The following is a 15,068-nucleotide window of genomic DNA, read 5'->3' as shown; positions in this document are numbered from 1 at the left end:
AGTCACTTTTTGTTCGGTTTCAAAACCAAAAAATGCGCATCCATCACATTACCCGCTAAAATCACATCTTTATATGGTGCGGCTACCGTAGCACCCGACATTTCGGTGCCATCGTTCAAGTATATCGCATCAATGGTATAATCGTTTGTACCGCGATAATCGATTGTTATGATTTCGGATGGCGCGATTGTATTTCCACCACTCGCATAGGAAGAAAACGCCAACAAATTAGGGTGTGCGCCTATCCATAAATGCCCTTCCGAATCAAATTCGATATTGTCAACACCCGTATCGCAATCGATGTCTTCGATAAAATTCAACGAGCCATCGTCATCCGCACGATATACCTTCACTTTAAAATTTCTAGGCGATGCGACAAAAAGCAATTTGCGTGCCGCATCATAATTAATACCGTTGGCATAGGCGATGCCCTTCGCTACTTCTCTAAAGTCTTTACCGTCAAAGTACATCACGTTCGATAAACCCAAGCCTCCATAATCCTCTAAAAACCTACCGAAACCCTCTTCGTATTTATGGTCATTGGTGAAATAAAAGCGGTTTTCATCAAGCATTACCACATCATTGGGGCTGATTAAAGTGGGATCGGTTATCGATCTTACAAAAGTCAATGTGGTGTCCCGTAGTTGAAAAACTTCAAAGGAATGGCCTTTTAACGTATGGTTTACAGCCATCACGGTATAAGTGCTATCCGATTTGTAGATCGATATACCGTGTGGCGCGAAAGGGATGTTCAAATCAGCGGTCAGTTTCTTAAGTGCATGGGTTCTGGAATTCAAATCGAGCAAGTACAATCCGCCCTGCTTTTGTTGTACGGCCAAATCACTTTTTCGAGGAGATGCGGAAACCAATGCCATCCCACTTTCAGAAATCACGGTGATGTCTTCTGCTCCGGCAAGCTTAATCTTCTTTACAATTTCACCGTCAAAGATATTTTCGACGGTTCTAAAATATCCTGTGGAAACAATTACATATCCCACATAAATAAGCAAGGCAAACAAGGTGTAGCCGACTATTTTCTTCAATAATCTCATAAGTGTTTTATTAAGCAGCACTTAAATTAGCCTTTTCAAACTCCCAATGCAATTAATAGCACCGGCCTTCTCAATACTACCCATACGGTCGATATGAATCATCATTAGTTTCAAACTGTGCTTAGGCCGAAAAATCCTAATATTTATTTCTCCCTCAAAAAACCTATTTTAGTCAGCTAGTATAACCTGACCACCAATGCCAGACCAGTTCAGCACATACATTAAGCTACATAAGCTGCCTATTCTATTGGCATTGCTGAGTTTGCCGTTATATTACACTTTCGCCTACCATCTTGACCGAACGGATTTCATTAAACTCCTGACCCTTTTTATAGCGCTGTTTTTTATTTGTTTCAAATTGATACAATTCGAAAAATGGAATTTTAAATTTTTGCTTATCACGGGTATTTTTTTTCGACTGATTTTTCTTTACGCCGAACCAAATCTTTCACAGGATTTTTATCGCTTTATTTGGGACGGTGAGCTGGCACGTCATTTTATCAACCCCTATTTGCAGGTGCCGAACACGCTTATCGAACAGCCGGACTTGGTTATTGCAAATGCGAAAGAATTGCACCAAGGCATGGGCGGTTTAAGTGCCCGTCATTTTAGCAACTACCCGCCCTTGAACCAAATTATTTTTGCCCTGACGGCATTCTTAGGGGGTAAAAGTATTCTTGGATCAATAGTGGTAATGCGGGTGCTAATCATCGGTGCCGATATCGGAATTTTCTATTTTGGCCGAAAGCTTCTGAAAAACATCAATCGGTCTCCACATTTGATTTTTTGGTATTTTCTAAATCCTTTGGTGCTTATCGAATTGACCGGCAACCTTCATTTCGAAGGAGTCATGCTCTTCTTTTTTATCTGGGCCTTGTACCTACTGTCCGTACACAAATGGCAGTGGGCCGCAGTGGTTTATTCATGTTCCATCGCCATCAAATTGGTTCCCCTGTTGTTCCTGCCCTTGTTTTTAAAACATTTTAAATTGCGGAGCGCCATTGCTTTCTACGCGATAGTCGGTGCGACCTGCCTTTTGTTCTTAACCCCATTTTACGACTCCGAATTTGTTTCGAATTATTCTAAGACCATAGGGCTTTGGTTTTCCAACTTCCGATTTAATGCAGGCTTGTATGGGGCCATCGAACAAATTGCCGTTCAGTTCGATGCCAAACCTTGGGAATTTATCAAAAGCTATGGTAAAATCACTCCCATCATTACAATCATAGTTGTTTTGCTTTTCACCATTCTTCGAAAAAATCAGAAACTACCCGTTTTGCTCAGCTCGATGCTCTGGGTGCTTACGCTATATTATTGTATGTCTGCAACCGTACATCCGTGGTATATAATCTTCTTGGTCGTACTAGCGCTATTCACCGAATTCCGATTTCCACTCTTTTGGTCGATGGTGATTATTTTAAGTTATTACGCTTATTCCCGAGCGGATTTCAAGGAGAATGGCTGGTTGCTGGCTATTGAGTATATTTCGGTTTATGCTGTAATGATTTACGAAATCATCATGCATCGTAACAAAACGTGACCTTTTTGTAAAAAAAATGAGCTGCTTTAGGTTAGTTCAGGATAATTTGTACATTTACTCCATAATGAACGTTCAAAATTACATTCCATCTACTCTAAGCATCACTGCTCCGGTACGTCCGTTCGCTCCCCGCCGTCGCCGCCCGTAAGGGTACGATATATTCTATGGAATTAGGTGAGTCCATTTCCGCACAAGCACACTACACTTTTCTTATTTACTCTTTAAAACTTCCATAGCAATGAACATTATTGTTGCTACCACATCACATTTCAAGTACGCGCAGATTATTTGCGACACCATCGCCGAATCGGCCAAGGTTCGCGGTACGGGTATTGCCAAGCGCACCCCAGATTATATTCGAAAAAAACTTGAAAATGGAAATGCCGTAATCGCCTTGGATGGGGATACTTTCGCGGGCTTCTGTTATATTGAAGTTTGGGGACATGAGAAATACGTGGCTAACTCGGGACTTATCGTACATCCGAATTACAGGTCGATGGGACTGGCCAAAAAAATAAAGGCGACTATATTCAAACTGTCGCGAGAGAAATTTCCTGAGGCCAAAATATTTGGTATAACGACGGGACTTCCAGTAATGAAAATCAACTACGAACTAGGATACAAGCCCGTAACGTTCTCGGAACTTACCGATGACCCTGAGTTTTGGAAGGGCTGCCAGACCTGTAAGAATTTTGATGTATTGACACGAACCGATCAAAAAATGTGCCTTTGCACCGGCATGCTCTATGATCCGGCCACAAAACCAAAGGAAGATAAAAAAGTGAATAGCAGGGCATTCAAACGGCTAAAGAGTATAAAGGAAAGTTTGTTTTTGAAAAAAAAGGTAAAGCGAACATAGAGAAGAGAGAAGAGAGAAGAGAGAAGAGAGAAGATATGAAAATCATTGTTCTCCTTTAAAATTTTAAACAGATACCAAAAGTTCCTGTAATTAGGGGAATAAAAAATAGTGTTATGAGCAAATTAGTTTTAGCATACAGCGGCGGATTGGATACTTCTTACTGCGCCAAATATTTGAGTAAGGAAAAAGGATACGAAGTGCATGCCGTTAGCGTTAACACAGGCGGATTTTCCAAAGCGGAGATAGCTACTATCGAGCAGAAAGCGTTACAGCTGGGAGCCACCTCCTATACCTCAATTGACGCAGTTCAAACCTTCTACGAAAAAGTGGTGAAGTATCTTATTTTCGGCAATGTGCTGAAAAACAATACCTATCCGCTCTCGGTTAGCGCCGAACGGATCGTGCAGTCCATTGAAATCGTTAACTATGCCAAAAAAGTGGGGGCCAAGCACATTGCGCATGGCAGTACGGGTGCGGGAAACGATCAGGTACGTTTTGATATGATTTTTCAAATTATCGCACCAGAAATCGAAATAATTACCCCTATTCGCGATAATACGCTAGCCCGGGAAGACGAAATCGAATACCTGAAGCAAAATGGTGTCGATTATCCTTGGGAGAAGGCAAAATACTCTATCAATAGAGGTCTCTGGGGCACTTCCGTTGGCGGGGAAGAAACCCTGACCTCCGATAAGCCGTTACCGGATTCGGCCTATCCGAGTCAATTACAGGAAAAAGAGCCCTCTGAAGTAAAACTGACCTTTGAAAAGGGGGAATTGGTGGCCCTAGATGGAATTACAGACAGTCCCGTAGCGAATATTGAAAAACTGGAGGCACTGGCCTCAAAATACGCCATCGGACGCGATATTCATGTGGGCGATACCATAATCGGGATTAAGGGAAGAGTGGGGTTCGAGGCACCGGCATCCTTGATCGTCATTAAGGCGCACCACCTTTTAGAGAAGCACACACTCACCAAATGGCAGCAATATCAGAAAGAACAGCAAGGTAATTTTTATGGAATGTTATTACACGAGGGCAATTATTTGGATGCGGTAATGCGGAATATCGAGGCCTTCTTGACCGACACGCAAAAAACCGTTTCGGGAGACGTATTCGTAGGCTTGTATCCTTTTCAATTTCGATTGAACGGTATTTCTTCCAAACACGATTTAATGAATGCTTCGTTTGGTAGTTACGGCGAAATAAACAAGGGTTGGTCGGCTGATGACGCGAAGGGATTTATCAAGATTTTATCCAATTCAGGCAAGATTTACAACCATGTGAATGAAAAAGGGTGATGATGAAGGACAACGGATGATATGAATATAAAGAAGTCGTAGCAAAATTTTCTTGTGAAATGGATTATGGGAATATAAAAATCCCGGTATCTATTGGAAATACAACCCACACGAAACAGATTCCGTAATATATCGGAATGAAATTAAAACTATGGTAAAAGCAGGTATAATCGGCGGTTCAGGATATACGGGTGGTGAATTGATTCGGATTCTACTTCACCACTCTGAGGTCGAAATCGATTTTGTTTTCAGCACTACTAGGGCAGGGAAAGCTGTTTCCTCAGCACACCCCGATTTATTGGGTTCAACGGACCTCTATTTCACTGGTACCGTGGATTCAAGTACTGATGTCGTGTTCTTATGTTTAGGACATGGGAACTCCACTAAATTCCTAAATGAAAATGAATTTTCGGAGCACACGAAGATCATCGACCTAAGCAATGATTTTAGGCTGCTGGCAGATGCGACTCTAAAAGGCAGAGAATTTATTTACGGCTTGCCCGAATTATACAAATCGAAAATTCAAAAAGCACAGCACATTGCCAATCCGGGATGTTTTGCCACCGCTATTCAGCTTGGACTTCTCCCATTGGCTAAAGCGGGAATCCTCGACAAGGACGTTCATGTAAATGCCGTAACGGGCAGCACGGGAGCAGGCGTGAGTCCGTCGGGAACTACCCACTTCAGTTGGCGGAACAATAATGCGAGTTGGTACAAGCCCTTTACCCATCAACACTTGGGGGAAATCAATGAAAGTCTGAAATCGCTACAAGAAAATATCGGCGAGCTTTTCTTTCTTCCGAATCGAGGTAATTTTACCAGGGGTATTTTGGCAACAGCCTACACCCGATTTGAAGGTGACGAAACCGATGCCTTGCAATTGTACAAGGATTTTTATGCGGAAGCCGTATTCACCCAAATAGCGGAAGAGCCGATTCATTTGAAACAGGTCGTCAATACGAATCAGTGCCACATTCATTTGCACAAACATAAAGATACCCTGCTGATAACCTCGGCCATAGACAATCTTTTAAAAGGAGCTTCGGGGCAGGCCGTCCAGAATATGAATTTGATATTCAGGTTCGAGGAAAGTACCGGGCTGAATTTAAAGGCTGGAGTATTTTAATATATGCTGCCGAGTGTAATTATTATGCGCTGCGCAAGGCCGCGAAAAGAATATAAAACAGATTTCCGCCTTGGCGGAAGTCACATTAAAAAATAAGCATTCATGAAAATAGCCATTATAGGGGCAGGAAATCTTGGATTGTCCATTGCAAAAGGCATTTTAAATTCCAACGGTGCGACTACCATGTACCTGACCAAGCGCAAGCCTGCGGAAATTTCCGAATTCGAAAAGTATGGAGACGTTAGTGTTACTGCCGATAATCGCGTGGCCGTAAAGAACAGCGATATTTTAATATTTGCCGTACAGCCCAGTCAATTCGAGGCCATTCTACGGGACACCAAAGATCTATTAACCGATAACCATGTGGTCATTTCGACCATCACGGGCTTTTCGATAGCGAATATCGAGGGCATCATCGGCAAAGACAATCATATTATCAGAAGCATGCCCAATACGGCCATCTCAGTAGGCAAATCGATGACTTGTATTTGTGCAAATGGAAAGGGAAAAAGCCGTATAGACTTGGCCAAGGCTATTTTCAATCGTATGGGACATACCCTAGAAATCCCTGAAGAACAAATGCAGGCGGCCACGGTCATCTGTGCCAGCGGAATCGCTTTTTGGATGCGTTTGATCCGCGCTACGACCCAAGGGGCGATACAACTCGGTTTTGACGCAAAAGAAGCACAGGAGTTGGCCATGCATACCTGCAATGGCGCGGCCGGACTGCTCATAGCATCGGGCAGCCACCCGGAAGCGGAAATAGACAGGGTCACTACCCCCAAAGGCTGTACAATTCAAGGCCTGAACGAAATGGAGCATCAAGGTTTGAGTTCCTCGCTGATACAGGGCATTGTTGCATCCTTCGAGAAAATAAGTAGGATTAAAGAAGGACAATTGTAAAAGTCCGTGCGCACGTCGCTTTATGCGAAGCGCAGAAATAAGATAATAGCGTATCTCGCGTAGCGACTGGCGCAAAGCAAAAGAAACATGAACTTATTCGACGTTTACCCACTATACGATGTAACTCCGGTTTCGGCAGAGGGCATTGTGGTTACCGATGACAAAGGACAGGAGTACCTCGATTTTTACGGAGGTCACGCGGTTATATCCATCGGGCATTCGCATCCGCATTACGTAAAGCGATTGAAAGACCAATTGGATAAAATCGGATTTTACAGTAATGCAGTTCAAAACCCTTTGCAGCTGGAACTGGCGAACAAACTCGGGCAACTTTCCGATTGCGGCGATTACAATCTTTTCCTCTGCAATTCCGGTGCCGAGGCCAATGAAAATGCCTTGAAGATGGCCTCTTTCCATACTGGAAAAACCAGGGTAATCGCCTTTAAAAATGGGTTTCACGGGAGAACTTCCGCAGCAGTTGCGGCCACCGACAACGAAAAAATAAACGCTCCACTGAACAAACAACAAAAGGTGACGATTTTACCTTTGAACGATAGCGTCGCTTTCGAACAGGAAATAAGCAAGGGTGATGTATGCGGAGTAATTATTGAGGCCATTCAAGGTGTAGGAGGATTGGACGAGCCAACTACAGCTTTCTATCAAGAAATTGCGAAATTATGCCGGCAGAACGCTGTTGTACTTATCGCCGACGAGGTACAATCGGGTTTTGGACGAAGTGGTAAATTTTTCGGATTTCAACATCATGACATCTCGCCAGCGCGTAGTGTAAGGCCCGATATCATAAGTATCGCCAAAGGTATGGGCAACGGCTTTCCTGTAGGTGGAATCTTAATCCATGAAAGCATTAAAGCGTCCTACGGCCTCTTGGGTACAACTTTTGGCGGTAATCACCTGGCCTGTGTGGCGACCCTGGCGGTTTTGGAGGTTTTGGAAAAAGAAAATCTCATGGAAAATGCCACAGCCTTGGGAATCTATTTTAGTGAAAAAGCCGCCGAAATACCGCAGGTAAAAAGGGTGAAGGGCCGTGGATTGATGCTCGGGTTGGAATTTGATTTTGAAGTGGCCGAGTTGCGCAAAAAATTGATTTATGATCGTCACCTATTTACAGGGGGCGCAAAAGATAAACACGTACTTAGAATCCTACCCGCATTAAACATTACTAAAGAACACATCGATATATTTTTCAACGCCCTAAAAGCTGAATTACAGTGAGCAAGCAACTGAATATAACGCAGCGCAATTCGGTTTTAAACACGATGGCCAAAAGCATCGCCACAAGTAGAGAGACCCTATTGAATGCCAATCAGATCGATCTGGAAAGCTATACAGGAGAGGATATTGCTATGCTGGACCGACTAAAAGTCGACCAAGGCAAAATTGATGGTATGATTATATCATTGGAGCAACTAGCCTCGGAACCTGACCCGCTAGGTATCGAACGATTTGCAACCACCCACGAAAACGGGATGCATATTAGTAATAAAACCGCCCCGTTCGGCACCATTCTCATCATTTATGAATCAAGGCCCGACGTCACCATCGAAGCGGCGGGAATTGCTTTTAAGTCAGGGAATAAAATTCTATTAAAGGGTGGAAAAGAATCGCTGAACAGCAACCTGGTTTTGGTCGATTTGTGGCACAAGGCCCTTCAGGAAAATGGTTGCGCCACCGATTGGGTCAACTACCTAAAGTTCGATAGAAACGAGACCCAAGCCTTTTTGGAACGACCTTCACAAAAACTGGATTTGATTGTGCCGCGTGGGGGTGAGCGACTGATCGCCTTTGTTAAAAAACATGCAACATGCCCGGTAATCGTAAGTGGCCGCGGAAATAATTTTGTATTTGTTGATTCGGAAGCCGATCTGCAAATGGCGGTGGATATCATCATAAATGCAAAGACTACTAAAATATCGGCCTGCAATGCGTTGGATAAGGTTCTAGTGGCTTCCGACTTGGCCCGAAAGCATCATTTTTTACAACACCTCATTTTGGAATTACAAAAGAGCGAGGTGATGATTTTGACCGATAAAGCCTTCGCGAGCCTAGAGGGAACACATCCTATTGCAGATGAAAATATTTGGCACGAAGAATTTCTTGACCATAAAATCGTCATCGGACAAGCATCGGATTTAGAGGATGCCATTGCCAAAATCAATACCTACGGAGGCGGGCATTCCGCATCGATCATCACCGCCAATACCGAAAAAGCCGATGCCTTTATGGAAGCTGTGGATTCGGCTGCGGTGTATCACAATGCCTCTACCCGCTTTACCGATGGCGGTCAGTTCGGATTGGGTGGGGAGTTGGCCATTAGCACCGATAAATTACATCAAAGAGGCCCCATTGGCCTACAGCATCTGGTGACCAATAAATGGTATGTGAAAGGAAATGGACAGCTACGAAATTAGATAAGGAGCCCGCCCGCCAAGACGCAGGTGCTAGAAATGAATAAAAAACTGGTAGGTCAATAGCAGTCGAGACCTAAAGCGAAGTCGAAAATGAATAAAAAACGTATCTTATTAAAAATCGGCACCAATACCTTGACCAAGGAAACCGATCAGATTTCCAGGGGGAAAATCGAGGACATCGGACGCCAAATCGCCAAACTGAAAGACGATCATGAATTTATCATCGTAAGTTCAGGGGCCATTGCGGCGGCCAAACAATTCGTGAAATTGGAGCATAATGGCGAGGAGATTAATGTAAAACAGGCACTTGCAGCCATCGGCCAACCACATTTGATGCGAATTTTTCAAGAGAATTTCAGGGAGCTCGGCTTGTTTACTGCCCAGTGTTTATTGTCTTATTCCGATTTTGAGAAGATAGAGTCCCAAGAAAACATTAAAAGTACCATCAATGTGCTTGTGGCCAACAATTTTATTCCGATTATTAATGAAAATGATACCGTTTCCACGGATGAAATTCAATTCGGTGACAATGACAAATTGGCCGCTCTGACCGCAGCACTATTGCAAGTAGACCTGCTGTTGATAGCGACCAATACCGATGGTATTTACACCAAAACATCCATAGCAAACGGTATGCGGAGCACCATTCTTGAGGTTTCCGATATTGCGGATATAAAAAAGGAGATCAGCTCGAAAAAATCTTCCCACGGTACCGGAGGAATGCAATCAAAAATAGAGGCTGCAACCATAGCGCAGCATGCCTCCATCGAAACATGGATCGTAAACGGCCTGAAAGACAATTTTATCACCGACGCGCTAAATAATATCTCGAACCATACCAAAATCAAGGCATGAAGCACTACTTATCCTTAAAAGACATTGATTCCCTCCCCGATTGGGTGTCCGAAGCACGACAATTAAAGGAAAAGCCAACAGCCTATAAAAATTTAGGCTCGGGAAAAATCCTTTGCCTATTGTTCTTCAATAACAGCCTACGCACGCGTCTGAGTACCCAGAAGGCAGCAATGAACTTGGGTATGGACGTTATGGTCATGAACTTTGGAAGCGAGGGTTGGCAGTTGGAATTCGAAGATGGAAAGGTCATGGACCAAGGTAAATCTGAACACATTAAAGAGGCCGCTCAAGTGGTTTCCCAATACTGCGATATCGTCGCTATTAGGGCTTTCGCCGGACTGAAAGACAAGCTGACGGACGAAGCCGAAATGGTCTTGAACGGCTTTAAAAAGTATGCCTCTGTCCCGGTAGTGAATATGGAGAGTTCCGTTGGGCATCCACTACAGGCCCTTGCCGATGCAATAACCCTTGCCGAGCAAAACAGCAAGCCAAGACCCAAAATTGTTTTATCCTGGGCTCCACATCCGAAGGCCTTGCCGCATGCGGTCGCCAATTCTTTTGTAGCGATGATGCGCTTGCAGGACGCGGAGTTTGTAATCACCCACCCGATAGGTTATGAACTGAATCCGGAATTGACCAAGGGTATTCCCTTAGAGTACGACCAGGAACGAGCCCTTGAAAATGCGGATTTCGTATATGTAAAAAATTGGAGCAGCTACACCGATTATGGCAAGGTATTGCACCAAGATCCCGATTGGATGATGACTTCCAAAAAGTTGGGGAAAGCCAAATTCATGCATTGCCTGCCCGTACGAAGAAATGTGGTCGTTGCAGATGCGGTTTTAGATGGAGGACAGTCGCTGGTCATCGAACAAGCGAATAACAGAACCTATGCGGTCCAAGTGGTATTGAAAAAAATATTGGAGGGGTCAAATCAGAAGTAATGAAGTACAAATTTCAATATCTATTAATTTTGATTTCAGCAATACTGCTTATCGCAAACATCTGGCTGATAGACTTTGAACAATTCACCTATAAAGACTTGTTTGGTCCGTTTTCTAATATCCTTTTGATTTTAGCGATGATTGTATCAATTAAAAACTCCGGAAAAAGTGATGGATAAAGTGTCAATTGTAAAAATCGGTGGTAATGTCATCGAAGATGAAGTAGCGCTAGGGAAATTCCTAGACCTTTTCGCAAGTCTGGACGGACTCAAAATCTTAGTCCACGGCGGTGGAAAAATGGCTACGCAATTGGCTTCCAAACTTGGTATAGAGTCGAAGATGGTGGGAGGGCGAAGAATTACCGATGCCGAAACTTTACAGGTAATTACCATGGTGTACGCTGGCCTGACCAATAAGAACATCGTTGCGCAATTACAAGCCCGTAGGTGCAATGCACTAGGTCTTAGCGGTGCGGATGGAGATACCATTCAGGCGCATAAACGCCCGGTCGAATCTATTGACTACGGTTTTGCCGGTGATGTAGATGGCATAAACAGTACACTCGTCACCAAATTTTTAGAAACAGGACTTACACCGGTATTTTGTGCCATGACACACGACGGAAATGGACAACTATTGAATACGAACGCAGACACCATTGCCGCCGAACTGGCGATCGGTTTAAGCAACGTATTCGAAACCATTTTATATTATTGCTTTGAAAAGAAAGGGGTTCTAAAAAATGTCGAGGACGATAATTCCCTGGTGGAACACCTGAATAGTGCAACTTACCGACAGCTATTGGCAGACGGCGTAATCGCGGATGGCATGCTCCCCAAGTTGGAAAATTGCTTTCGCGTCTTAAACAAAAACGTCGGCAAAGTATGTATCGGTCATCCTTCGATGCTCGCCTCGGAAAACGAACTTTTTACCACGATTACCCTATAGCATGACACAGGAACAACTTACGATAAAAGCGCTGGATTTATTGAAGCAGCTTATTTCAATACAATCCTTTTCCTCAGAAGAGGATCAAACCGCAGATGCTATTCAAAATTGGTTGAAAGCACTTGACATTCCCTTTGAACGCATCCATAATAATGTGTTTGCCAAGAATAAATTCTGGGACGAGGGCAAACCCACATTATTGTTAAACTCCCATCATGACACGGTAAAACCGAACAAGGCCTATACCAAAGACCCGTTTCATCCGCATATCGAAGATGGGAAACTGTATGGTTTGGGTAGCAATGATGCCGGAGGTTGTCTGGTTTCGCTATTGGCCACATTCGCCCATTTTTATGCGACCGAAAACCTCAACCATAATATGCTAATGGTCGCCTCTATGGAAGAAGAGAATGCAGGAGAACATAGTTTGAGGGGATTGCTTCCCAGTTTGCCCAAAATCGATGTGGCCATCGTCGGCGAACCAACTTTAATGGATTTGGCCATCGCGGAAAAAGGCCTGGTGGTATTCGATGCGGTGGTCAAAGGAACCCCTAGCCATGCGGCACATCCGAATGACAATAATGCCATTTACAATACCATCGAAGTGTTGGAATGGTTCAAAAATTACAAATTCAAAAAGAGTTCAGAGGCCTTGGGTGATGTAAAAATGACGGTTACGCAAATCAATGCGGGAAGCCAGCACAATGTGGTTCCCTCTCAGGTAGATTTGGTTGTTGATGTACGTGTGAACGATGCCTATACCAATAAGGAAATCGCCGATTTGTTAAAAGCGGAAGCCCCTTGCAAGCTACAGGAGCGCGGACTAAAACTCAACTCCTCCAAAATCGATAAGAATCACCCCTTGGTGCAATCGGGAATTGCTTTGGGACGAAAAACCTACGGCTCTCCTACCCTTTCGGACCAAGCGGCTCTAAATTGTCAATCACTCAAACTCGGGCCAGGTGATAGCACCCGTTCCCATTCGGCAGATGAGTATATTTACGTTCGTGAAATCGAAGAAGGAATCGATTTGTATATTAAGATACTTAACGGCTTCCTTTTTGCTTAAAGTTGAATGAGAAGATCCCTTTCGATGCATAGGGCGCTGTTAAGAGCACCCCAGCCAAGGCACACCGAATAGCGAATAGCGAATAAAAAGAAATAATCTAAACCCTTCCTCGCATTCGTGGGGAAGACAATAAAGCAATTTTCATGCGACTCTGGGATAAAGGATTTAGTACAGATAAAAAGATAGACCATTTTACCGTGGGCGATGACCGCGAGCTCGATTTGCATTTGGCAAAATATGATGTAATCGCGTCGAAGGCACATGCGAAAATGTTGGGTAAAATTGGGCTGCTGACAGGGGAAGAAACGGACGATTTGGTCAGAGAGCTTGACCATATCGCTGACACAGTCGAAAAGGGCAAATTTGTCATCGAAGACGCCTTCGAGGATATGCACTCTAAAATCGAGTATGTATTGACCGAGAAATTGGGGGATACCGGCAAGAAAATCCATACCGCGCGTTCCCGAAACGACCAGATTCTGGTCGCCATGCATTTGTATCTGAAGGATGAACTTACGGAAATCAAAAGCCAGACCAAGGTCTTGTTCGATTTGCTTTTGCGCCTTGCCGAAACCCATAAAGAAGTGTTGCTGCCCGGCTATACCCATTTACAGATAGCGATGCCCTCCTCCTTTGGGTTATGGTTCTCTGCCTATGCCGAGAGTTTGATAGACGACCTCTACTTTATCGATGCGGCCTTTAAAATCGCTGATCAAAACCCATTAGGAAGCGCCGCGGGCTATGGCAGCTCTTTTCCGATCGACCGGACGTACACCACCGAGGAAATGGATTTTGAGACCATGAAGTATAACGTCGTAGCCGCACAAATGGGACGGGGCAAGGTTGAAAAAGCAACAGCTTTCGGCATGGCGAACATCGCCGCAACGCTCTCGAAACTGGCGATGGACATCTGTTTGTACATGAGCCAAAACTTCAATTTTATTTCCTTCCCCGATGAATTGACCACAGGCAGTAGTATCATGCCCCACAAAAAGAATCCCGATGTTTTCGAGCTGGTCCGCGGAAAATGCAACAAGCTTCAAGCCGTACCCAATCAATTGACCTTGGTCATCAACAACCTACCGAGCGGCTACCACCGTGATCTGCAATTGGTCAAAGAAATTATTGTTCCCGCCATCCAGGACATGAAAGCCTGTTTGGAAATCCTAACGTTCAGTCTCGAGAAAATTAGCGTGAATGACACTATTTTAGATGACCCGAAATACGACTACCTCTTCAGCGTCGATACTTTGAACGAATTGGTGCAGCAAGGAATACCGTTTCGAGATGCCTATAAAAAAATGGGGATGGAAATTCAAAAAGGCACCTTTATCCCCAAACGTGATATTACCCATACCCATGAGGGCAGTTTGGGCGATCTGTGTTTGGATGGGATTCGGAAAAAGATGCATAAAATCACTTAGAATCATCCTTGCTCGGTGGCTATAATCTCTAACCTCTTCTGCTTATTTCCCGAATACGTTGAAAATACCATACGATGCGAAGTATATTGATTGTATCAATTCTTGTGTTTTGTTTTCTCAATTGTAAAGACACAACTAAAAAAATTTCTGATAAAAAGACAACTGGGAATGAAATTGTTTGTTCGGACAGCGCCTGTGAGGGCATCTACGAAGGACCTGAATTTGTAAATGGTTCCGACGTTGCGCACCAGTTTTCGAATGCCATGTCGGCCAAAGTAGGAGACCAATTGAAAGACTTATTCATTAAGGGTGCCTACAGCCAAGTTGATTTTTCCAAAATACGGATGTCTACCAAAGGCATGGGATCAGGGCAGGTGGTATATCAACTGTTTATTCCTTTCGTTTCAGTGACTAAAAAATGCGATGCCTTTACCTCTTTTGATCATGTGGGAGGGTGGAATCATGCCCCGGCCTTATCAGCAAGAAAAGCGCAACTAGGTCCAGCGCTAATGCCAGACGATTCGTTACATATTAGTGCCTTAAAAACAACCCCCGAGGGCTTGCAGGAATATTGGATTCAATGGAGGAACAAAATAACACAGGCCCTTTGTGACTAGG

Annotated in this window: 14 protein-coding genes; 13 read left to right on the top strand and 1 reads right to left on the bottom strand. The window is 44.0% G+C overall.

The features are described from left to right. Positions 1–2 precede the first annotated feature (2 nt). A complete protein-coding gene (locus tag FGM00_RS00520; RefSeq protein WP_138851033.1) occupies positions 3–1,052 on the bottom strand; it encodes an SMP-30/gluconolactonase/LRE family protein in 1,050 nt (349 codons plus the stop codon). Between the two features lie 196 nt (positions 1,053–1,248). On the opposite strand from FGM00_RS00520, the gene FGM00_RS00515 reads away from it, so the two are divergent. The 13 genes from FGM00_RS00515 to FGM00_RS00455 all read left to right on the top strand — a co-directional run bounded on the left by FGM00_RS00515 (position 1,249) and on the right by FGM00_RS00455 (position 15,067). Beyond that, positions 1,249–2,592, top strand: a complete 1,344-nt coding sequence (locus FGM00_RS00515; RefSeq protein WP_138851032.1) for a mannosyltransferase — start codon at positions 1,249–1,251, stop codon at positions 2,590–2,592. Positions 2,593–2,830: 238 nt separating this feature from the next. After that, entirely contained in the window at positions 2,831–3,451 is a 621-nt protein-coding gene (locus FGM00_RS00510) for a GNAT family N-acetyltransferase (protein WP_138851031.1), read from the top strand. Between the two features lie 113 nt (positions 3,452–3,564). Then, positions 3,565–4,752: an argininosuccinate synthase gene (gene argG, locus FGM00_RS00505; RefSeq protein WP_138851030.1), complete on the top strand. Its 1,188-nt coding sequence runs from the start codon at positions 3,565–3,567 to the stop codon at positions 4,750–4,752. Positions 4,753–4,903: 151 nt separating this feature from the next. Beyond that, positions 4,904–5,878 (top strand): N-acetyl-gamma-glutamyl-phosphate reductase, encoded by a 975-nt coding sequence (argC, locus tag FGM00_RS00500; RefSeq protein WP_138851029.1) that lies wholly within the window; start codon positions 4,904–4,906, stop codon positions 5,876–5,878. A gap of 102 nt (positions 5,879–5,980) precedes the next feature. Beyond that, the gene (gene proC / locus FGM00_RS00495; RefSeq protein WP_138851028.1) at positions 5,981–6,781 is read left to right on the top strand and encodes a pyrroline-5-carboxylate reductase; all 801 of its coding nucleotides are present in this window, start codon (positions 5,981–5,983) and stop codon (positions 6,779–6,781) included. An 87-nt stretch (positions 6,782–6,868) separates the two neighbouring features. Further along, positions 6,869–8,014: an aspartate aminotransferase family protein gene (locus tag FGM00_RS00490; RefSeq protein WP_138851027.1), complete on the top strand. Its 1,146-nt coding sequence runs from the start codon at positions 6,869–6,871 to the stop codon at positions 8,012–8,014. Further along, positions 8,011–9,210: a glutamate-5-semialdehyde dehydrogenase gene (locus FGM00_RS00485; RefSeq protein ID WP_138851026.1), complete on the top strand. Its 1,200-nt coding sequence runs from the start codon at positions 8,011–8,013 to the stop codon at positions 9,208–9,210. Before FGM00_RS00490 ends, FGM00_RS00485 begins: the two co-directional genes overlap by 4 nt. Positions 9,211–9,300: 90 nt before the next feature. Continuing rightward, entirely contained in the window at positions 9,301–10,065 is a 765-nt protein-coding gene (proB, locus tag FGM00_RS00480) for a glutamate 5-kinase (RefSeq protein ID WP_138851025.1), read from the top strand. Further along, positions 10,062–11,009 (top strand): Rossmann-fold NAD(P)-binding domain-containing protein, encoded by a 948-nt coding sequence (locus FGM00_RS00475; RefSeq protein WP_138851024.1) that lies wholly within the window; start codon positions 10,062–10,064, stop codon positions 11,007–11,009. Before proB ends, FGM00_RS00475 begins: the two co-directional genes overlap by 4 nt. Positions 11,010–11,180: 171 nt before the next feature. After that, positions 11,181–11,957 (top strand): acetylglutamate kinase, encoded by a 777-nt coding sequence (gene argB / locus FGM00_RS00470; protein WP_138851023.1) that lies wholly within the window; start codon positions 11,181–11,183, stop codon positions 11,955–11,957. 1 nt (position 11,958) lies between these two features. Further along, entirely contained in the window at positions 11,959–13,026 is a 1,068-nt protein-coding gene (locus FGM00_RS00465; protein WP_138851022.1) for a M20 family metallo-hydrolase, read from the top strand. Positions 13,027–13,169: 143 nt separating this feature from the next. Next, positions 13,170–14,450 carry an argininosuccinate lyase gene (gene argH, locus FGM00_RS00460; RefSeq protein ID WP_138851021.1) on the top strand — a complete coding sequence of 427 codons (1,281 nt, stop codon included), beginning with the start codon at positions 13,170–13,172 and terminating at the stop codon, positions 14,448–14,450. A gap of 74 nt (positions 14,451–14,524) precedes the next feature. Beyond that, the gene (locus tag FGM00_RS00455) at positions 14,525–15,067 is read left to right on the top strand and encodes a hypothetical protein (protein WP_138851020.1); all 543 of its coding nucleotides are present in this window, start codon (positions 14,525–14,527) and stop codon (positions 15,065–15,067) included. Position 15,068: the final 1 nt, after the last annotated feature.

The sequence above is a fragment of the Aggregatimonas sangjinii genome (assembly GCF_005943945.1).
Classification (GTDB): domain Bacteria; phylum Bacteroidota; class Bacteroidia; order Flavobacteriales; family Flavobacteriaceae; genus Pelagihabitans; species Pelagihabitans sangjinii.
The sequence above is the reverse complement of the archived record's forward strand: the minus strand, read 5'-3'. Positions and strand labels throughout refer to the sequence as shown.